20 protein-coding genes are annotated in these 21,933 nt (G+C 31.6%); 18 read left to right on the top strand and 2 right to left on the bottom strand.

Annotated elements, in window-relative coordinates; all coding sequences use genetic code 11:
* Window positions 1-7 precede the first annotated feature (7 nt).
* Entirely contained in the window at window positions 8-2,545 is a 2,538-nt protein-coding gene (locus tag ACREV6_RS22640; RefSeq protein WP_431580505.1) for a cation-translocating P-type ATPase, read from the top strand.
* Between the two features lie 39 nt (window positions 2,546-2,584).
* On the opposite strand, the gene ACREV6_RS22635 is transcribed toward ACREV6_RS22640, so the two are convergent.
* A complete protein-coding gene (locus tag ACREV6_RS22635) occupies window positions 2,585-3,004 on the bottom strand; it encodes a hypothetical protein (protein WP_431580310.1) in 420 nt (139 codons plus the stop codon).
* 244 nt (window positions 3,005-3,248) lie between these two features.
* Between ACREV6_RS22635 and ACREV6_RS22630 the strand changes: the two genes are divergently transcribed.
* The gene (locus ACREV6_RS22630; RefSeq protein ID WP_431580309.1) at window positions 3,249-5,543 is read left to right on the top strand and encodes an AAA family ATPase; all 2,295 of its coding nucleotides are present in this window, start codon (window positions 3,249-3,251) and stop codon (window positions 5,541-5,543) included.
* 82 nt (window positions 5,544-5,625) lie between these two features.
* Here the strand turns inward: ACREV6_RS22630 and ychF are convergent, their stop codons facing one another.
* Complete coding sequence (ychF, locus tag ACREV6_RS22625; RefSeq protein WP_431580504.1) at window positions 5,626-6,723, bottom strand: redox-regulated ATPase YchF; 1,098 nt, start codon at window positions 6,721-6,723, stop codon at window positions 5,626-5,628.
* 310 nt (window positions 6,724-7,033) lie between these two features.
* On the opposite strand from ychF, the gene mraZ reads away from it, so the two are divergent.
* From mraZ to ACREV6_RS22545, 16 genes are all read left to right on the top strand, one after another.
* Complete coding sequence (mraZ, locus tag ACREV6_RS22620; protein ID WP_431580308.1) at window positions 7,034-7,462, top strand: division/cell wall cluster transcriptional repressor MraZ; 429 nt, start codon at window positions 7,034-7,036, stop codon at window positions 7,460-7,462.
* A gap of 31 nt (window positions 7,463-7,493) precedes the next feature.
* Entirely contained in the window at window positions 7,494-8,426 is a 933-nt protein-coding gene (gene rsmH / locus ACREV6_RS22615) for a 16S rRNA (cytosine(1402)-N(4))-methyltransferase RsmH (protein WP_431580307.1), read from the top strand.
* 27 nt (window positions 8,427-8,453) lie between these two features.
* On the top strand, window positions 8,454-8,939 hold the full coding sequence (locus tag ACREV6_RS22610) for a hypothetical protein (protein ID WP_431580306.1): 486 nt from the start codon (window positions 8,454-8,456) through the stop codon (window positions 8,937-8,939).
* A gap of 91 nt (window positions 8,940-9,030) precedes the next feature.
* On the top strand, window positions 9,031-11,226 hold the full coding sequence (locus tag ACREV6_RS22605) for a stage V sporulation protein D (protein ID WP_431580305.1): 2,196 nt from the start codon (window positions 9,031-9,033) through the stop codon (window positions 11,224-11,226).
* Window positions 11,227-11,581: 355 nt separating this feature from the next.
* On the top strand, window positions 11,582-13,027 hold the full coding sequence (locus tag ACREV6_RS22600) for a UDP-N-acetylmuramoyl-L-alanyl-D-glutamate--2,6-diaminopimelate ligase (protein ID WP_431580304.1): 1,446 nt from the start codon (window positions 11,582-11,584) through the stop codon (window positions 13,025-13,027).
* Window positions 13,028-14,479, top strand: coding sequence for a UDP-N-acetylmuramoyl-tripeptide--D-alanyl-D-alanine ligase (locus ACREV6_RS22595; protein ID WP_431580303.1), 1,452 nt, complete (start codon window positions 13,028-13,030; stop codon window positions 14,477-14,479).
* A complete protein-coding gene (gene mraY, locus ACREV6_RS22590) occupies window positions 14,476-15,429 on the top strand; it encodes a phospho-N-acetylmuramoyl-pentapeptide-transferase (protein WP_431580302.1) in 954 nt (317 codons plus the stop codon). Before ACREV6_RS22595 ends, mraY begins: the two co-directional genes overlap by 4 nt.
* 148 nt (window positions 15,430-15,577) lie before the next feature.
* Window positions 15,578-16,684, top strand: coding sequence for a stage V sporulation protein E (spoVE, locus tag ACREV6_RS22585; RefSeq protein ID WP_431580301.1), 1,107 nt, complete (start codon window positions 15,578-15,580; stop codon window positions 16,682-16,684).
* Between the two features lie 250 nt (window positions 16,685-16,934).
* The gene (locus ACREV6_RS22580) at window positions 16,935-17,741 is read left to right on the top strand and encodes a cell division protein FtsQ/DivIB (RefSeq protein WP_431580300.1); all 807 of its coding nucleotides are present in this window, start codon (window positions 16,935-16,937) and stop codon (window positions 17,739-17,741) included.
* Between the two features lie 53 nt (window positions 17,742-17,794).
* Window positions 17,795-18,514 (top strand): DUF881 domain-containing protein, encoded by a 720-nt coding sequence (locus ACREV6_RS22575; protein ID WP_431580299.1) that lies wholly within the window; start codon window positions 17,795-17,797, stop codon window positions 18,512-18,514.
* A gap of 10 nt (window positions 18,515-18,524) precedes the next feature.
* A complete protein-coding gene (locus tag ACREV6_RS22570) occupies window positions 18,525-18,863 on the top strand; it encodes a small basic family protein (RefSeq protein ID WP_431580298.1) in 339 nt (112 codons plus the stop codon).
* 12 nt (window positions 18,864-18,875) lie between these two features.
* Window positions 18,876-19,583: a DUF881 domain-containing protein gene (locus tag ACREV6_RS22565; protein ID WP_431580297.1), complete on the top strand. Its 708-nt coding sequence runs from the start codon at window positions 18,876-18,878 to the stop codon at window positions 19,581-19,583.
* A 134-nt stretch (window positions 19,584-19,717) separates the two neighbouring features.
* Window positions 19,718-20,389, top strand: coding sequence for a YggS family pyridoxal phosphate-dependent enzyme (locus ACREV6_RS22560; protein ID WP_431580296.1), 672 nt, complete (start codon window positions 19,718-19,720; stop codon window positions 20,387-20,389).
* A 2-nt stretch (window positions 20,390-20,391) separates the two neighbouring features.
* A complete protein-coding gene (locus ACREV6_RS22555; RefSeq protein ID WP_431580295.1) occupies window positions 20,392-20,841 on the top strand; it encodes a cell division protein SepF in 450 nt (149 codons plus the stop codon).
* Window positions 20,842-20,868: 27 nt separating this feature from the next.
* Window positions 20,869-21,123: a YggT family protein gene (locus tag ACREV6_RS22550; protein ID WP_431580294.1), complete on the top strand. Its 255-nt coding sequence runs from the start codon at window positions 20,869-20,871 to the stop codon at window positions 21,121-21,123.
* 20 nt (window positions 21,124-21,143) lie between these two features.
* Window positions 21,144-21,917, top strand: coding sequence for a YlmH family RNA-binding protein (locus ACREV6_RS22545; RefSeq protein WP_431580293.1), 774 nt, complete (start codon window positions 21,144-21,146; stop codon window positions 21,915-21,917).
* Window positions 21,918-21,933 lie beyond the last annotated feature (16 nt).

The following is a 21,933-nucleotide window of genomic DNA, read 5'->3' as shown; positions in this document are numbered from 1 at the left end:
TGATAGTATAAGCATATCAAAGGGGCTTACCACAGAAGAGGCTGAGACTAGACTAAAGAGATTTGGATATAACAAATTAGAAAATAAAAAAAAGATATCTCCAGTTTCAATATTTTTTTCTCAATTTAATGATTTTATTACTTGGATATTAATTGCTGCAACATTGATTTCAGGAGTCATGGGTGAAAAAGCGGATGCAATAACTATATTTATTATAGTTATAATGAATGGAATATTAGGTTTTATTCAAGAGTATAAAACTGAGCGGTCTCTGGAGGCTTTAAGTAAGCTTTCAGCACCAACTGCTAAAGTAATTAGAAGTGGAGGGATACTGGTAATAGATGCCATGTATCTAGTAAAGGGTGATTTAGTGATTTTAGAAAGTGGAGATAGAATTCCAGCAGATTGTATTTTGACTGAGGATAATAACGCAATGCTAGATGAATCACTGCTTACTGGAGAGTCGGCTGGAGTACACAAAAGTGCAGGTTCTAGTGATAGTAACATTTATATGGGAACAATACTGCTTACAGGAAAAGCTAGAGCAAAGGTTGTTGCCACGGGCATGAACACAGAAATGGGTAAAATAGCAAATATGCTTCATAACATTGAAAATGAAAAATCTCCATTGAAAGAAAGACTGGATCATCTTGGAAAAATATTAGTTGCACTTTGTATAATAATTTGCGCCCTTGTGACACTTATGGGTATTTGGCGTGGACAAGATAAGTACGCAATGTTTTTACTTGGGGTAAGTCTAGCAGTAGCTGCTATACCAGAGGGGTTAACCGCCATTGTTACGGTTGCGTTGGCTCTTGGGGTATCTAGAATGCTTAAAAGGAAGGCGCTAGTTAGAAAATTGCCAGCAGTTGAAACACTAGGTTGTACTTCTGTAATATGCACAGATAAAACAGGAACTCTAACTGAAAACAATATGACAGTAAAAGCATTGTATTTTGATGGGCAGATTTACCATGTTGACACAGATAAAATTCCATTAAATCTAGTTATGAAAAGTGCATATACATACTGTAATGATTGTAATTACGATTTCAATGGAAAAAACCTAGGAAAATGCCTTTTTGGAGATCCTACAGAAACTGCATTGATTAAAGGATTTTTTGGAAGCTCTAAGGAGTTACAAGAATTTTTGAGCAAATCTAGACGTGTATATGAAATACCTTTTAACTCAACAAGAAAAATTATGTCTGTTATTGTTCGCCAAGGTGATAGAGAAGTTTGCTATGTTAAAGGTGCTCCAGAAAGAGTTATAGAAAAATGTAATTATATATTGGTAGATGGAAACGTGCAGCCCATGCTTCCGAGTTATAAAAATGCTCTACTTAGGGCTGTAGATTCCATGTCTTATAAGGCTTTAAGATGTATCGCCGCGGCTTATAAAGTGTCAGGTATTATGAAAAATGAAAATTTAGAGTCTAATTTAATTTTCATAGGTGTTGCAGGTATAATTGATCCTCCTAGGCCTGAAGTAAAAGAGGCAGTTATAAAATGCAAGGTGGCGGGGATAAAACCTGTAATGATAACAGGAGACCACAAAAATACAGCTTATGCTATTGGGAAAGAGTTAGATATTTGCAGTGATCCTTGTGAAGTTATAACTGGAGATGAACTTGATCTATTAAATGACAAGCAATTAGAAAAAAATATCAATAAGTACAAGATATTTGCAAGAGTAAGCCCAAAACATAAACTAAGAATTGTAAAAGCCTTTAAACAGAGTAACGGAATTGTTGCCATGACTGGAGATGGTGTAAATGATGCCCCAGCTATAAAAGAAGCAGATATTGGTATAGCCATGGGAATCTCCGGAACAGATGTAACTAAAGAGGCAGCCTCAATGATTCTTTTAGATGATAATTTTGCAACCATTGTTGCAGCAGTGGAAGAGGGGCGCGTAATATATAACAATATAAGAAAATTTATCAGGTATTTATTATCCTGCAATTTAGGAGAAGTACTTACCATGTTTCTGGCCTCCTTGTTCTATTTAGAAAATCCGCTGCTTCCAATACAAATTTTATTTGTAAATCTAGTTACAGATGGACTTCCTGCTATTGCTCTTGGAGTTGATCCTGCTGATGGTGATATTATGTTTGAAAAGCCAAGAGAAAAGAATGAAAGTGTATTTTCAAGAGGGCTTACAGAAAAGATTGTCATTCGCGGATGTCTAATTGGTGTATGCACAATATTGTCTTTTATTGGTGGTAAATATTATGGTATGAGTATTGAGGCATGTAGAACTTTGGCCCTTGGAACTCTAGTTTTATCACAACTCCTACATGTATTTGAATGTAGATCAGAAAAGCTATCACTATTTGAAATTAATCCCTTTACAAATTTGTACCTAATAGGTGCTACAGGAATATCCGTACTTATGCTACTTAGCATAGTTTACATTCCAATGCTTCAAACAGTATTTCATACGATACCACTCCATCTTGGTCAATGGGCAATTATTGTATTTTTCTCTGGGATTATTTCTTTTATAAATAGCTTGTATTTATATTTAATTCACAACCATTAAATAAATAAAAGCTATATGACAAAGTCATATAGCTTTTATTTATTTAAAACGTTTATCAGCTCTTACTCTTTGAACTTTTGGAGTAGGAGCATTCCCTTTTGTGGGAACCAGATCTTTCTTTGTAGTTAAATTCCTAATATTCACAATTTGAATCTGCTCTCTGTGTTCTTTTCCTTTTTTACCCTTCATTCCTTGTATTATAACAGAATGCCCTTGAAGCACAGAAATAAAGTTGATTTTTTTGAACCAACGCTTCTTTTTAAATACGCACTTAGCAATAGATTTACTTCCATCTGCCTTAACTAAGATGGTTACAAGTAATTTGTAAAATATTTTAAAGTAACTTTTTTCCTCTACTTTGACAGATAGAACTCTACCTTGTGCTTGAGTAAGTCTATCACCATATCTTTTTAAATAAGCCTGTGTATAGCTATTAGTTAATTTGTCTTTAAACCCCATCAGTATTACTCCTTTACAATGAAAATTATAAAAAATATAAAAAGTCAATAACTTATTATATCTTATGTTGTAATTTAACTCAAGTATTAAAAAAAGTCTATTTTAAATTTTAACGACATTTCATTAATAAAAAAATATATATGCATAGTTGTGAAAAATATTATTATTTCACAATGATAATATTTGTTCCTAAATTCGTAATTTAAGAATATTAATATAATAAAGGATTGAAAGGAGGCGGAATATGAATAGGGAATTAACTCCAAAGGACATTATATACGAATTTGATATTGAAGATATGAGTGCACGAGAACCATTAGATTCATTGCCACAGTATTTAGATGTAATAGAAAATATTAAAACTGCCCTTAGTATAGATAAAGAGGGATTTAATATTTATTTAATAGACGATTTTTCTAAAGAGGCTCTTAAAGATATTATGAAATATGTAAATAAAATTTTCGAAAACAGGTCAAAACCAAAAGATATTTGTTATGTATCCTATGAAGATGAGAAATCACCTAAACCAATTTTTGTAAGTAATGGTGGGGGTAATAAGCTAAAAGAAACACTGGAAAATATGCAGAATGAATATTTAGAGTGCACATTCCAGTTTTATAACAATTCTACAAATAAAGAAAAGGAAGAAATTCAGGAAAATATTCAAAAGAAAAGAAATGAACTAATTACAAAACTAATAGAAACAGCTAAAGACAAAGGCTTCGATATAAAATCTGCTAATAATGGATTTACATTCATTCCTTTAAGTAGCGGCAAAGAAATGACTGAAAATGAATATGATATACTAGATAGTGAAAAAAGAGAAGAAATTTTGGATACAGTGCGTATTTTAAAAGATAAGGCTAAGGAAATATTAGATGAATTAAAAGATATTGAAGAAAGGGATATAGACAAACTAAAACAAATAATGGAAGAATACTACAAAAATGAAATGAATGATTTAAAAGAAGAATATAAAATTAGATTTAATGAAGATGAAGTTGTTCAAAAATATTTTCATATGGTAGAAAGTGATATTGAGAAAAAACTTATAGATAATTATTCCCTAAGCTTTGATGAGGATGAGGAAAAAATAAATGAAATCATATTTAAATATGCTGTAAACGTAATGGTAGATAATAGTAAGAAGGCCGGTCCACCAGTAATATTTGAACAAGATCCTAGTTTAACAAACTTACTTGGAAATATAGAATATGAAAATCACAATGGGGCTTATTCTACTAATATAGAACTTATAAAAAGTGGTAGTATGTTAAAAGCAAATGAGGGATGTTTGCTTATTAGAACAAACACGCTGCTAAGTAATCCTTCAGCTTACTATTATTTGAAAAAATCATTGCAAACAGAGAAAGTGGATGTGAGTTGTAACAGAAGCTATTATGACCTGGTCTCATTAAGCACCATAAAACCTGAACCTATAGCCATTAAAGAAAAGGTGATTCTTATCGGGGATTATCAAACTTATGACTTGCTTTATAATTACGATGAAGACTTTAAAAAAATTTTTACCATAAAAGCAGAGTGTAGTCCTATGCAGAATATAAACAATGATTTAAAGAGCTCTTTAATATTTGAGATAAATAATATTTGTAGTGAAAATAATTTTAAAGTCCTTACAAAAGGGGCTGTACGCGAAGTTGCAAAGGTCCTATCACGAAAGGCTCAGAGTAGGAAAAAAATATACTATGATAAATATGAAATAAATAGGTTATTAACACTATCAAACAATAAGGTGTGCGAAGAAAATAAGCAAGAGATTAGTGCAGAAGATATAATTCACATAGCTTATAGGCAAGACATTATGGAAAAGGAGATTTTAAATAACTATACTGAAAAGAAAATGCTTATTGACGTTAAAAATAGTAAAATCGGACAAGTGAATGGATTATCAGTAATTGATACGGGATATTTATGTTTTGGTAAGCCAATAAAGATTACTTGCTGTTGCTATAAGGGAGAAGGAAATATTGTCGATGTTCAAAAGGAGAGTAATCTAAGTGGAAATATCCATAGTAAATCTATTAATATTTTAAAGGGATATATAAGTGCTATTAATGGGGGCTTCAATAAGCTACCAGTGGATTTTCATTTGAGCTTTGAACAAATTTACGGCAAAATAGAGGGGGATAGTGCCTCAGTGGCAGAAATAATATGTATGCTTTCTGCCTTAAGCAAGATACCTATAAAACAAAATATCGCCGTCACAGGTTCTGTAAATCAATTTGGGGATGTTCAACCTATAGGTGGAGTAAATGATAAAATAGAGGGTTTTTTTGGAGTTTGCAAGGAAATAGATACAATAGTGGGCAAAGGCGTTGTGATACCACTGTCTAATGCAGATGACTTGGTTTTAAGTGCAGAAGTCGAGAAAGAGATTAAAAATGGAAACTTTCATATATATACGATGACATCTATAGAAGATGCTATGGAGGTATTAATGGGAGATTCTGATACGGACTTTCAAGCAGTGATGACGGCTATTACCAAGGAATTAAAAAAATATAGTAGCAAAAAATGATTTAACGACCCAGGAGATGATTGAACGCTATTAAAAAAACAGGACTGATATATTTTAAATATCAGTCCTGTTTTTTCATATTTTAAACGTTAAATCTGAAGTTAACTACATCGCCATCTTGCATAATATACTCTTTTCCTTCAAGTCTAAATAGTCCTTTTTCCTTAGCAGCGGCTTCCGAGCCACATTCAACTAATTTGTCATAGGAAACTATTTCTGCTCTTATAAAGCCTCTTTCAATATCAGAATGAATTTTTCCGGCCGCAGCGGGAGCTTTAGTTCCATTGTTTATAGTCCATGCTCTAATTTCTTGAGGGCCTGCAGTTAGATAGCTCATTAAACCTAGTAGCTTATAACTTGCGTGGATAAGTTTATCTAGGCCTGATTCATCAAGGCCATATTCACTTAGAAGTTCCATTTTTTCGTCATCCTCAAGAGTGGAAAGTTCTTCTTCCAGTCTTGCGCAAACTATAATTACTTCTGAATTCTCATTTGCAGCAAATTCTTTAACTTTTTTGACCATATCATTATCTAGATTACCGGACACTAAATCATCCTCACTAATGTTTGCAGCATATAATACTGGTTTTGAAGTAATTAGGAAAAGGCTATTTACAAAAATAAATTCTTCCTCAGTAAATGTAAGTGTTCTTACTGGAAGGTTTGCTTCAAGGTGGTTTTTTACTCTTTCCATAAGTTCATATTCTGTTTTTGCTGTTTTGTCACCAGAACGAACTAGTTTTACTGACTTTTCCATTCTTCGCTCCAAAACGTCAAGATCAGAAAAAATAAGTTCTAAATTAATAGTATCTATATCTCGCAGTGGATCAACGCTTCCATCTACGTGAATGATATTGTCATCTTTAAAGCATCTTACTACATGAACTATAGATTCTACTTCTCTGATGTGAGATAAAAACTTATTACCTAGGCCTTCTCCTTTGCTGGCTCCTTTTACAAGACCTGCTATATCGTAAAATTCAATTGCGGTATGAATTACCTTCTTACTATTATAAAGAGCTTTTAGCACATCTAATCTTTTGTCACGAACACTAACAACTCCTACATTTGGTTCTATAGTACAAAATGGGTAATTAGCAGATTCTGCCCCTGCTTTTGTTATTGCATTAAATAATGTGCTCTTCCCTACATTTGGTAAACCTACAATTCCTAGCTTCATATATATGTACATTCCTTTCTTACTCTTAAATTATTAACACCTTATGAATTATACTCTAGATTCTAATGCATATCAAGAAAGTAAATTATAGTAATGAATTTTTATTAAAGATGGAGTGAGGATAAAGATGTATTTTAAGTAAATACATTCCACCAAAAGAACAAATAATTTTAATTATTATTAAAAATTGATAATAACTCCTTAAAATAAGAAGGAATTTTCGTTTTTCTATAGAATAATATTAAAAAGTGGTTTAGAATGGATTAAAGTGGATTAAAGTGGAGTAAATATTTATAAGGTGGGGAATAAAATGTTTATTGGTGAATATCAACATGCCATTGATAGCAAAAACAGAATAATCATTCCCACCAAATTTCGAGAGGGACTCGGGAGCGACTTTATATTGACCAAGGGTTTAGATGGTTGTTTATATATATACACATTATCAGAATGGACAATAATGGAGGACAAGCTAAAAAAACTTCCATTAACCAGTAAAGATGCAAGAGCCTTTGTAAGATTTTTCTTCTCAGGTGCTAATGAAATAACAATAGATAAGCAAGGAAGAGCTTTAATACCACAAAATTTATGTGAATATGCTTCAATAGAAAAGGAAATAGTAAGTATAGGAGTATCAACTAGGATAGAAATATGGGCTAAAAATAAATGGGATGAATATAATGATTCGGATATGAATTTTGATGAAATAGCAGAAAAAATGATGGAACTCGGCATATAGATTGAAATAGGTATATAAAAGGAGATAAATTATGGAATTTAAGCATTTACCAGTTTTATTAAATGAGTGTCTGGATGCACTAGATATTAAAGAAGATGGAATTTATGTTGATTGTACATTAGGTGGCGCAGGGCATTCATTAGAGATTTTAAAAAGATTATCGCCCAAGGGTCAGTTAATTGGAATTGATCAAGATGTGGATGCATTAAAAGCAGCCGCGGAAAACCTTAAAGAATATAATAATGTTACATATGTTCATGATAATTTTTACAATATCGAAGCTATACTTCAAAAATTGGGAATAGAAAAAGTAGATGGTATTCTTATGGATTTAGGGGTGTCTTCTTTTCAATTAGATAGTGCGGAGCGTGGATTTAGTTATATGAAAGATGCAAGGCTTGATATGAGAATGGATAGAAGTCAAGATTTGTCAGCATATGATGTGGTGAATAATTACAGTGAGCAGGAAATAGGGGATGTTTTAAGAAATTATGGAGAAGAAAAATTTTCTAAAAGGATAGCTAATTTTATAGTTGATAGAAGAGCTTTAAAATCCATTGATACTACGCTACAACTAGTGAATGTTATAGATGCAGCTATTCCAGCTAAGTATAAAAGAGAAGGCGGACATCCTGCTAAAAGAACATTTCAGGGTATAAGAATTGAAGTTAATGGAGAACTGAAAATATTAAGTAAGGCAATACAAGATGGAGTAAATAGACTACACCCTGGCGGAAGAATGGCAGTTATTACCTTCCAATCACTTGAAGACAGAATTGTTAAAAATGAATTTAAAGAATTACATGATCCTTGTAAATGTCCAAAAGAGTTACCTATGTGTGTGTGTGGTAAAATGCCAATTGTGAAGCTTATAAGTAGAAAACCTATAGTGGCAACAGAAGAAGAATTGGAAATTAACAAGAGAAGTAGAAGTGCAAAACTAAGAGTGGCCCAAAAAATTTAGTTCTAATTTAGGGATGGGGTGAATAAAGTGATAGTAGAAAAAAACAAGTTTAGAATGGATGGGAATACTGTATTATCACCAGAGCATGAGACTCGAAAACGAAAGTATGAGGATTTAGAAAAATCACGACAACAGACAAACCAAAGTAAAAGACTAAAGGATATAAAAAATAAAAAGAATGTTCTTACAAATATTCTTATAGGTTTTGTTATCGGAATTGTTATTATTGCTAGATATTGTATGATTTATAATTATCAGGATGCAACGTCTAAAACTAGAGCCCAAATAGAAACAATAAGTAAAGAAAATGATGCCTATAAAGTACAACTAATTAAGTTTAGAAATATAAGTTATATTGAGAAAACAGCTACAGAGAAACTTCATATGGTTAAACCACGGATTAGCGATGTACAATACTGCAATTTGAACAAAAATAATTTAGCAGTAGAGAAAAAAATAGAAGTTAAAGTAAGTAACGAAATAGTAAATAAGATAAAAAAATTTATGTTTTAGGATAGCAATTATTATTATTATTATTATTATTATTATTATTATTATACTTTTATATTTTCATTTTCACAGATATTAGTAAGGAGGAACCACATTGCCAAAAGGAGAGTATAGGGACAAGGTACTAGTTAAACGTAGAATGCTTACTGTCTTTTTCATACTTTTTCTTTTGTTTTTGCTATTAGTTAGTAGGTTAAGCTACGTAATGATAGTTAAAGGAAAGGAGTACAAAGAAAGAGCAATATTGCAGTGGACAAGTGACGTTCGTATTGCACCACAACGAGGACGGATTTTAGACAGAAATGAAAAAGAATTAGCTATAAGTGCAAATGTTTTTAGAGTAGACTTAGACCTTAATTCATTAAGATCTACTACAGAAAAAAACAAATTAACTATGGAGAGTATAGCACCAGAACTGGCTAAAATACTTGGAATGGATTCTAAAAATGTTTTATCTATTTTAACTCAGAAAAATTCAAAGGGAAAACCTGTTGGGGCAGCCATTTTGAAGAGAAGGATAGATAAGGAGATAGCTGATAAAATTGTTGATTTTTCGGCGAGTAGTAAGCTCCGTGGAATTGTAATTACTGGAGATACAAAAAGATACTATCCCAATAATAATTTCTTAGCAAACGTTCTAGGACATACTAATGCTGATGGTAATGGATTAACAGGAGTTGAACTTCGTTACGATAAATATCTGTCTGGTGTACCTGGAATAAACCTTTCTGAAACTGATAGAAAAAGTGAAGATTTGCCTTATAAAATATCAGATTATACAAAGCCGATAAATGGTAAAGACGTAATGCTTACTATTGATGAGATGATTCAATATTTTTGTGAAAAAGCAGCGGCGCAGGCTATGATTGATAATAAAGCAAATGCAGTTACTATAATTGCAATGAATCCTAAAAATGGAGAAATTTTAGGTATGGTTAATAAACCAGACTATAATCCAAATGAACCTTGGGACCTTACTAAAAGCTTTGATGAAAATCAAAAAGCTTGGAGAAACAGAGCAGTAAGCGATACCTTCGAGCCAGGATCTATTTTTAAAGTAGTTACCGCTACAGCGGCTATGGAAGAGAAGGTAGTTAAGGATACTGATAGATTTGTCTGCAATGGTAGCAGTATTGTTAACGGTAAAGTAATAAGGTGTCATAAAACCACAGGGCATGGATCTCAAAGTTTTGTTGATATTTTAAAAAACTCTTGCAATGTTGGATTTATGGAACTTGGCAAACGATTGGGTGCAGAAAAACTAAACAAGTACATTTACTTGTTTGGATTTGGCAAAAAAACTGGTATTGATTTAAGTGGAGAAGCTCTAGGAATAATTAGAAAAACTAAAGATATGACTCCGGTTGATTTAGCAGTAACATCCTTTGGTCAAGGTAATACTCTATCTTCAGTGCAGTATTTAACGGCTTTTAATGCTATTGCAAATGGAGGAAAACTAATAACTCCTCACGTTATGAAAGAGATAGCAGCTTATGATGATTTAGGCAATAAAACGGTTCTCCAAGCATTTTCAAATTATAATGAAAGAAAAATAATGGATGAATCAATAGCAAAGCAGCTTCGATCTTACCTAGAACAGGTTGTAGAAAATGGTGGCGGTAAGAAAGCATATATTGCAGGATATCATATTGCTGGAAAAACTGGAACTGCTCAAAAGATTAATACCACAGGGGTGGGTTATGCACCAGGGAAATATGTTGCTTCATTTGCTGGAATGGCACCTGCTAGTGACCCTCAAATAACACTTTTGGTCTCAATTGATGAACCAGACCCATCTTGGTATTATGGTGGACAGATTGCAACAGTGGTTGCAAAACAAGCTTTTAATGATATATTTAATTACTTAGCACTAAAATCTGATGCTTCTAATGAGGAAATTTCTAAAAGTTTACTTAGAGATATTATTGTGCCTGAGGTAAGAGGTCTTAAAAAAGCCGAGGCTCAAAAAATATTAAGAGAAAGTAATTTAAAACTAAAAATAACAACAGGCGGAGAAGTTATTACAGATATGACTCCAAAACCTGGATATACAGTTAAAGAAGGGACTCAAATTATATTACACACCGATAAAAAAGTAGAGTATAGTAATACAGTAATAGTTCCAAATATTAAAGGGAATAGTCCAGAAAAAGCTACTGAGGTGTTAAATAGTCTTGGTTTGAAAGCTGAATTTATTGGCAATGGAATAGTCTCGGAACAAAGCGTAGAAGGCGCAGAGGTAAAAAAAGGAACCACCATTACATTACATTTAGATATTATGGCTGACTAGTTAAATATGGTGTAAACACTATATAAGGAACAGGAGAAGAAATAACAAGTCAGTAATGAGCAACTTTGACTTGTTATTTCTTTTCGTGTAACATAAAGATGATAAAAAAAGGTGGCATTCAGAATTTTTGAATTGTCTGATTTGCCATGTTGTAAGTTATAGTAATTTTTTTATGAAATGTTCTTTATTCTGTATACTATTTTCAAAACAGGTTAGTAATAATAAGAAAAATATTTTTTTGTAAGCATGCTATATTTGTAACTACACATTTATGAGTAACCACACATTTATGAGTAACCACACATTTATGAGTAACCACACATTTATGAGTGACCACACTTAAGGGAGTGATAATATGAAACTTAAAAAAATTATGGAGAATATTAATTTGGATTTAATTAGTGGGGATATTGATATAGATATAAAAGAAATTCAATATGATTCAAGAAAAATTAAAAGTGGAGATTTATTTTTCTGTGTACAAGGGTATAAAGTTGATGGTCATGAATATATACAAAATGCAATTAACAATGGAGCGGTTGCTATTGTATGTGAGAAGAATATAGCAAAACAATTAAATTGCAGCGTAATTAAAGTAGCAGATAGCAGAAAGGCTTTAGCCCTAAGTGCATCAAATTACTATAATAACCCTAGTAGCAAGATGAAAATAATAGGAATTACAGGTACTAATGGAAAAACAACTTCAGCCTTTATGCTTAAAGCTATTTTAGAGGAGCAAGGGCATAAAGTTGGACTTATTGGAACTATAGCAAATTTTATTGGAGACGAGAAAATCCATACGGAAAGAACTACTCCAGAATCACTAGAGTTACATGAACTTTTCAAAAAAATGGTAGAGGCACGTGTGGATTATTGTGTTATGGAGGTGTCTTCTCATTCTTTGACTTTAGATAGGGTATACGGAATAGAGTTTTGTGAGAGCATTTTCACAAATTTAACACAAGATCATTTAGATTTTCATAAAACCTTTGAAAATTATTTCAATGCAAAACTACTATTATTTAAGTATAGCAAAAACTCTGTAATTAACATTGATGATACATATGGCGGCAATGCCTATAATTTAATTAAGAGTAGCAAATTTAGCTATGGATTAAATTCTAGTGCGGATATTAGGGCTAGTAATATAGAAATGAATTCAAGGGGAAGTAATTTCACGCTACATTGTAAAGACAACTCTTTTGAAATCCAATTAAATATACCAGGAAATTATAATATATATAATGCTCTTGCTTGTATAGGAGTTTGTTTAAATGAGGGGATAGACATATCTGCAATTAAACTAGGGCTAGAAAAAGTACAAGTGCTTGGTCGATGTGAAATTGTTAAAAGTAAACATAACTTGGGGTTTGAAATAATTTTAGATTATGCACATACACCTGATGCACTAGAAAATATATTGAAAACTGTGAGAGAATTTACAAAAGGTAAACTTATATGTGTTTTTGGTTGCGGTGGAGACAGAGATAAAACCAAAAGAGCTATCATGGGTAAAATTGGTAGCGAACTTAGTGATATATCAATAATAACTTCTGACAATCCAAGAACTGAAGACCCAATGCAAATAATTAATGATGTAGTATCCGGCATTGGAAACCAGAAGTTTGAAATTATAGAGGATAGAACAAGTGCTATAAAAAGAGCAATTGAAATTGCTATGAAAGGTGACGTAATTGTTATTGCAGGAAAAGGCCATGAGGACTATCAGGTTTTGAAAGATAAAACAATACATTTTGATGAAAGAGAAATTGTTTCAGAGATAATAAAGGAGAGTTTTTAGATGGAGTATATTACACTAGATGAGATAATTTGCGCAACGCTTGGAGAAATATTAGTTAAAGGCGAAAATACATTGTATAACAATGTTTGCATGGATACAAGAGCCATAAAAGACAAGGATGTTTTTATAGCATTAAAGGGTGAAAATTTTAATGCTAATGATTTTACCTGCGAGGCTAGCAAAAAAGGAGCTTCAATTTGCATAATTGATGAAATAAAATTTGATATAACTTCGCTAGATAAGAAAACTACTGTAATTAAGGTAGAGGATACTAAAAAAGCATTAAGGGATCTTGCAAAATTTTATTTAAATAAGCTGAATTTACAAGTAGTAGGGATTACAGGTTCTACAGGCAAAACATCCACAAAGGATTTAGTAGCAGCGGTACTATCAGCAAAATTCAAAGTTTTTAAAACCTTAGGAAATTTTAACAACGAAATAGGATTACCTATGATGATATTTATGTTAGATAAAAGTTATGATGTTGCAGTGCTGGAAATGGGCATGAGTGATTTTGGAGAGATTCACAACCTATGTGAAACTTCAAAACCTAATATTGGTATTATTACTAACATTGGAATGTCTCACCTTGAAAATCTTAAAACAAGAGAAAATATTTTAAAGGCTAAAATGGAGATAACAGACTTTTTTACGAAGGACAGCGTTTTAATTGTAAATTCAGATAATGATTTATTAGAAGATATAATCCCAGCAAACTATAAAACTATAAAAACAGGAATTGATTCTAAGGCGGATTTTAAAGCTTGTGATTTAAATATTTTTGAGCACAAAATAACATTCGGGTTAATAGAGGCTGGAATTTTAACTAAAAATACAATTGAAGTTAATATACCTGGAAGACATAACGTGCTAAATTCTTTACTAGCAGTAGCTTGCGCCCGGGTAATGGGTATGAATTATGATGAAATTGCTAGGGGCTTTAAAAAATTAGAAGCTACCTCTATGCGTTTAGATATAACAAAGGGTGAAAAATTCACTATCATTAACGATTGTTATAATGCTAGTCCAGATTCAATGCTAGCAGCAATGGATGTGCTTTGTAATGTTAGTGGAGAGTCTAAAATTGCCATATTGGGTACTATGAGAGAACTTGGGAATAATGCTTTCGAAGCACATAAACAAGTTGGAGAATATGCAAAAGCTAAAAATATTGATTTATTAATTACCTTAGGGGAATTTAATGAGGCATATAAACAAGGATTTAGTGATATAAATAAATATAGGTGTTTTGAAACTTACAATGAGGTTATTTCATTTTTAAAAGGAATTATCGCTACAAATGATGTTGTTTTAGTTAAAGCTTCAAGATATATGAAATTTGAGAGTATAGTTAGTGAACTTGTGAATCTTAATTCACATGCGAATCTCAATTCGCGTGCGAATTTAAATTCGCTAGAGCATATAAATGCTAAAGAGGTGACTGGGAAATGAGTTTAATTATTTATGCAGTTCTAATTGCATTTTTTCTATCAATTATACAAGGGCCGCTATTGATTCCAATGTTACATAAACTTAAATTTGGTCAAAATATAAGGGAAGAAGGACCTAGAAGTCATCTTAAAAAAGCAGGCACGCCTACTATGGGTGGTATTATATTCATGACTTCAACAATAATTACAATGTTAATCATTGTTAGGCACACAAACGATGAAGCCATGATTGCACTATATTGCTTTATAGCTTTTGGGTTAATTGGACTTATTGATGATGTTCTAAAAATAAAACGTAAAAAAAATGAAGGACTTACATCTAAACAAAAGATGTTACTTTTACTCATAGTAGGAGGCGTGGTTGGTTATTATGCTTCAATTAAAATAGGAACGGATATAAGAATACCTTTTTTCAATAAAAGTGTAGATTTTGGTTATTGGTATGTGCCTTTTATCATTGTTTATTTTGCAGCAACTACAAATGCAGTTAATTTAACAGATGGATTAGATGGCTTATGTACCTCCGTTACAATAGTAATCATGACATTTTTTGCATTAGTTAGTAATATGATGTTTCATTCTACCCTTGCAATATTTTGCGCGGCACTTGCAGGTGCCTTATTAGGATTTCTAAAATTCAATTCTTATAAAGCAGAAATTTTCATGGGAGATATGGGGTCCCTAGCACTTGGTGGCGCAGTAGCAGCAGTGGGTATGATACTAAAGTTACCACTACTTGTTATTATTGTAGGTGGTATATATGTTCTAGAGACGCTCTCTGTTATTATTCAAGTTTTAGTATTTAAGGCTACTGGTAAGAGAGTATTTAAAATGTCTCCAATTCATCATCACTTTGAATTAAGCGGGTGGAAGGAAACTAAAATCGTAGCCATATTTTCCGTTGTAACAGTAATTTTATGTATATTTGGATTTCTATCCTTTACTTATTAGAGTTTAACGACATTTCAGAAGGAAGTCTCCCACTACTATAAGTCGGGGTCATATGCTATAACAAAAATAAAACTTCGGTGGGAGGATAAATCTCCTTCTGAAGTCGTTAATCTCAGAGACCCAGGAGATGATTTAAGGAGGGTATATTATGCGAAAATCCAAGGTTAAAATGGGACAAATAGATTTTGTATTATTTGCAACCATAATGATTCTTGTGGCCATCGGAGTTGTAATGGTTTATAGTGCCAGCTCATATAAGATGGCTTTTAAAGTTAATGATCCAGAATACTATTTAAAAAAGCAACTATTATGGGCATGTATTGGCTTTGTTTTTATGATAGTAGCAATTAAAATAGATTATCATAAGATTAAAAAATATACTGGCATTATTATGGTATTTACTGTAGTTTGTTTACTTGTTGTATTTGGCTTTAAAGACGTTAATGGCGCTAGGCGATGGATTCCATTAGGCTTTGCAGGGTTTCAACCCTCGGAAATTGCAAAATATGCTATAGTATTATATATGGCTAAAAGCTTAGAGATAAAAGGCGAAAAAGTTAAAGAGTTCTCTAAAGGGGTATTGCCCTACCTATTAGTTTCAGGATTTTATGCCGGGTTAATTTTGATCGAACCAAATTTAAGTATAGCAACTGTTATAATGATTGTTACTGTAATTATTCTATTTGGGGTAGGGGCAAGATTTTTACACATGTTTGCTATAGGCACTACCTTAGTAGCTGCAGTTGGTGTTTTAGCAATTACTGCAGATTATAGATTGAAAAGACTTATGAATTTTAGAAATCCTTTTGCTGATAGTCAAGGTGAGGGATATCAACTAGTTCAATCATTGCTTGCTCTTGGATCAGGAGGGGTAACCGGTGCAGGAATTGGACAATCAAGACAAAAATGCCTTTACATACCTGAACCACACACGGATTTTATTTTTCCGATAATTTGTGAAGAATTAGGTTTAATTGGAGGCACTTTTATAATTTTATTATTTGTAATTTTTGTATGGCGAGGTATTAAAATAGCAGTTACTGCTAAAGATATGTACGGTACCATCTTAGCTATTGGAATTACATCTGTTATTGCTATTCAAGCAATTATTAATATAGCAGTAGTTACTGGTTCAATGCCAGTTACGGGTGTACCACTTCCTTTTATAAGCTATGGTGGCTCAGCTCTAGTTTTCAATATGTTTGCCATAGGAATACTTTTAAATGTGTCAAGGCATAATGTAAATAAAAATTAAAAGGAAAGGCATGCACAAATGCATGCCTTTTATAGTGCTCTCTCATACATAATATTAATTTTTTAAAAATACTAAAAAATACATTCAAATTGGGATGAAAATAATTAAATTAAGTGGTATTATATATAGATAAGTGAGTTATAAAGGTAATTAATATAAATTAAACTAAAACATGAGCTATAATCTACAAATTTATATTTTAGAAGAGCAAACTCCAAAAAAATATGTATTATCGAATGCGGGGAAGTGAATGAGCAAGAAAAGTGATAGTTTTAGAAATGGGAATTATATTATAGAAAACAAAGAAAAATTATTACATAAAAGAAAGCACAAAAAAAGAGTAAAACGTTTAGTGTTGTTATCCATAATTATGTTGTCTACATTGATTACATTATGCTTTAAATTACCCTATTTTAACATTACAACTATTGAAATCCTAGGGAATTCAAATGCTTCTAAAGTTGAAATTAAGGAGGCAGCTACAATTAAGCTCGGAAGTAATATCTTTTATGCAAGTTTTAATGATAGTAAAAAAAGAATTACCCAAAATCCTTATATTCTAGGTGCAAAATTTAAAAAAGTTTTTCCAAATAAAATTGTAATAGAAATAGAGGAAAGAACAGCTGTATTTTATGGGAAAGTAAACAACACTTATTATATTTTAGATAATAAAGGAATTCTGCTAGAAATAAGATCTGATATTAAAAATAAGAACTTAGTAAATTTAATTGGATTTAATTATGAAAAATGTAAAGTTGGAGATTTAATTGTATCAGAGGATGATAGAAAAATAACTATTGCAAATGAAATAACAGATATTATTGCGAAGTATAGAAAGACTAGTAGTGCAGTTGTAATAACTATGGTAGATGTAAATAATATTTTAGATGTGAAGGTTTTTTCTGGAGAAATGTGCATTAAATTTGGAACGTCAGATGATTTGGCAAGCAAATTTAATAAGGCGATAAATATTATTTCACAACCTGAATATAAGGGGTCCAAGGGATATGTAGATGTTAGTGCTAAATCCAACCCAGTTATTTTTATAGGAAAATAGCATTGAAAATTAATAACAATTATCTCCCCCAGAGAGTAGCAAGGAGGAAGTCTATGAAGAAGTTTAGATCTCAAATGTCTGTTGGTATAATATGCATATTGTTAGGATTTATGATAACTTACCAATTTAAAATGATAGGCAAACAAAGTATAACAGAGGATACTAATAAGAACACGCCAGAAATTATAACTGAAAACCAACAATTAAAAAAGAGCAAAGATGCGATGCAGAAAAAAATTGATGAATTAGATACCAAGACAAAGGCATATGAAAATGCTGCTAAGGGAAGAGATGAACAAAGTGGATTATTGTACAAAGAGCTGGAAGAGACAAGGATACTTACTGGAGGAACCGAAGTAGAAGGAGAAGGTCTAATAATCTACATAACTCCTAAAAGTGACATTTTTGGTAGTGATCCTAAGACGCAGCGTATAAACGATACACAGTTAGTTCTTATAGTAAATGAATTAAATGCGGCGGATGCTGAAGCAATTTCTATTAATGATATTAGACTTACTTCTCGAAGTGGCATAAGAAATGCAGGGAATGCAATTATTATAAATGATCAAAGAATATCTTATAGTGAAAGAGTTACTATTAAAGCAATTGGAAAAAAAGACATTTTGGAAGGCGTTCTCAGTTTTCAAGGAGCAATTCCAACGGCACTGAGTGAGGTTTGCGATGTAAGTATGGAAAAATCAAGCAAAATTAAGATTAATAAATATAGTAAAGCATATAAATTCGAGTTTGCTAAACCAATAGAAAAGAAATAGAGGTGATAAAATGGTTGCTTTTGTAGGATTGTTAATAGGTATTATATTAGGGGTGGTTTGGAATATAGATATTCCAATTAAATTTTCTCCATATATTTCTGTAGCGATTTTTGCATGTTTAGATTCTGTTTTCGGAGCGCTCAGAGGGTCGATTTCTCGTAATTTCAGAGCAGATATTTTCGTATCAGGATTTTTCGGGAATTCAGCACTAGCTGTAGCAATGGTTTATCTAGGAGATAAATTAGGAATTCCAATTTATTTGGCTGCAGTTATTGTATTCGGCGGAAGAATATTTGATAATTTCGCAATTATTAGACGTCTTTTAATAGACAAAACTAAATCTCATTAATGAGGTGATTAAATGAAAAATAACGAAGCTACCATATTTGTGTTTATTGCTTCAATAATAGTAGGACTTCTTATAGCTATGAATATTGGATTTGAAGGAAAAAGTAATTTTTTAGATGTAAAACAGTACAATGAAGCTTATAATGAAAGAAGTAAATTATATTCTGAACTAAACAATTTAAAACAGCAATATTATGATGCCACCTTAAAGCTTAAGAAATATGATAGTGGTGATATAAAAAAGTATAAGGTTTTAGAAGAAATTCAAAAGGAAGTTAATGAAAATAATATTATATTAGGAAAGACTGATGTTCAAGGCCCAGGGGTTAAAATCACATTGGAGGATGGTGAGGGTGAGTTTGGGGAGTATCCGCCGTTAATTCATGATCGTGATATTGCGCAAGTGATAAATAACCTCCGAAGTGCAGGAGCAGAAGCGATTTCTGTTAATGGTCAAAGAATTACCTATGATAATTACGCATTATGTAATGGCGCGCCTATTGATTTAAATGGAGTTAAGATAGTAGTTCCATTCTACATTAATGCCATAGGAAATGAAGATGTTTTATATAATTATTTAACGTTGCAGGCCACATATATAAAAGATTTAAAGATCAATCAAGTTAAAATTAGCATTGTTAAGGCAGATGATATTAAAATATTGGGGTATACAGGCAAATTTAAGAGTGAGTACATGAGTGACACAGATAAAAAGAAATAGTATAATTAAAAATTACATAAAAATATAAAAATAATGAAGGGATTTTTCCATTCAATGAAGAATTAAAGTAGAAATGGAAGAAACCAATTAGTAATTGATTTTGTATTAAAAGAGCAGTAAGGAGGCAGGGATAGTTGGGGATTAGCGAAGCTTATAAGGTCTTAAAAAATGAAATTCCAGAAGATGTAACACTAATATGCGTTTCTAAGACTAGACAAATCCATGAAATAAAAGAAGCATATGCAGCTGGAGCTAGAGATTTTGGGGAGAATAAAGTACAAGAATTAATGGAAAAACATGATAGCCTAGAAGAAGACATTAAATGGCACCTTATAGGACATTTACAGAGGAATAAGGTGAAATATATTGTTGGAAAAGTTCATCTTATTCACTCTTTAGATAGCATACGCTTATTGCAAGAAATTGAAAAGCAATATGGGGCTAAAGATGAAATTGCCAGTGTTTTAATTCAAGTTAATATAGGGCAAGAAAGCGCTAAGACGGGCATAGCGGCGGAGGATATAGATTCTCTAATACAAGCTTGTGAGAAATGTAACAACGTAAAAGTTAAAGGTCTGATGGCTACAATTCCAATTGGTAATGTAGAAGATTGCAGGATGTACTTTAACGGGATGAAAAGTATGTTTGATAATCTAAAAACTTTTAAATACAAAAATGTGACCATGGAATTTTTATCTTTAGGTATGAGTGGAGATTTTGAAATTGCATTACAAGCAGGATCTAATATGATAAGGCTTGGTAAGAAAATATTTGGAGAAAGAGATTATAAAAAACTGGAGGTATAACAATGGGTAAAGTAATGAACAAGGTTATGGGTTTTTTAGGTATGGCAGAGGATGCATCGGATGAAATTGAAGAAATGGAGACTGAAGAAGATGATGATAATATGGATATTGAATCCTTGATGACTGCAAACAAAAAACAAAGTAAAGTAGTTAATATTCATACTACAGCATCTACAAAAGTGGTTATTATTAAACCAGAAGATTTTGATGAAGCAACTACAATTAGTGATAACTTGAAGTCTAGAAAAATTGTAGTAGTTAACACTACAGGATTAGAAGCTAAAACTGGGCAAAGATTATTGGATTTTATTGGAGGATCTTGTTACTCTTTAGGTGGAGACCTTCAGCAAGTAGAAAAAGGAGTATATATATTATCACCATCTAATGTAGAGGTTGATAACGAATTAAAAAATGAACTAAGTTCAAAGGGAATTTTTAATTGGAATAAATAATTAGAGGAATACAGGAGGTTATTAAATTTGGTTTATAGATTTTTTGATTTATTTTTTAATGTACTGCAGGGTGCAATATTTATAGAAGTGATTTTATCTTGGGTTTATAGGGGTACAAATCAATATACAGAATTATTGCATAAAATTACAGGGCCTCTACTTGAGCCTGGTAGAAAAATTCAAGATAAGTATTTTGGCAATACAATGGTAGATTTTTCACCAATAATCGCACTTTTTATTATAATGATTTTAAAATCAATGGTGCTTGGTTTATTGAATTAGTAGATTAAGGAATGAGTTAAATGGATAAGAACTATTTTTTAAACAGTATAAATCATGAAGACAAAAATTTGATTTCTAATATATTTAGTAAAATGCAAATAGCACAAAAAACAAATAAAATCATATTTACTAATGATTTTTTATCGCCAATTATATGGAATCAAATTTCAGTTCTATGTGAAAATTATAAAGTAAAATCATTTACAAATGGGATATTTAAAGATTCAGACAGAAGGATGTTATCATTTTCATCTTTTGAAGAACCCTTAATATATCCCATAAAATTATTGAAAATAAGTAATAACTCGAGATTTACTACCCTTCATCATAAGGATTATTTAGGTGCAATAATGTCACTAGGAATTAAAAGAGAAAAATTAGGAGATTTAGTAATTAGAGATGAATCTTGCTATGTACCAGTGTGCAGTGACATAAGCAGTTACATAATTAGTAATTTGAATGATATAGGTAAATGTCCATGTGAAGTCAGTGAACACCCTTATACATCACAGGACCTTCCAGAACCGAAATTCCAAGAAAAAATTATTATATCTACCTCACTTCGCCTTGATGGCATGGTATCAGCTATATGCAATGTTTCAAGAAATAATTCAGTGGGACTTATATCCACCGGTAAAATATTGGTGAATTATTTTCAGTGTTTAAAAAAAGATAAGATTATAAAGTGTAATGATACCATAACCATTAGAGGATATGGTAAGATCGTGGTGTCAGAGATTATAGGAAGCACTCAAAAGGACCGTTTAAAAGTTGCAATAAAGCAATATATATAGTTAAGGGGGGAACAGG

Source organism: Clostridium sp. (assembly GCF_050717515.1).
Taxonomy (GTDB): domain Bacteria; phylum Bacillota; class Clostridia; order Clostridiales; family Clostridiaceae; genus Clostridium_AD.
Note: the sequence above shows the minus strand (reverse complement) of the source record. Positions and strands in the feature narration are given on the sequence as shown.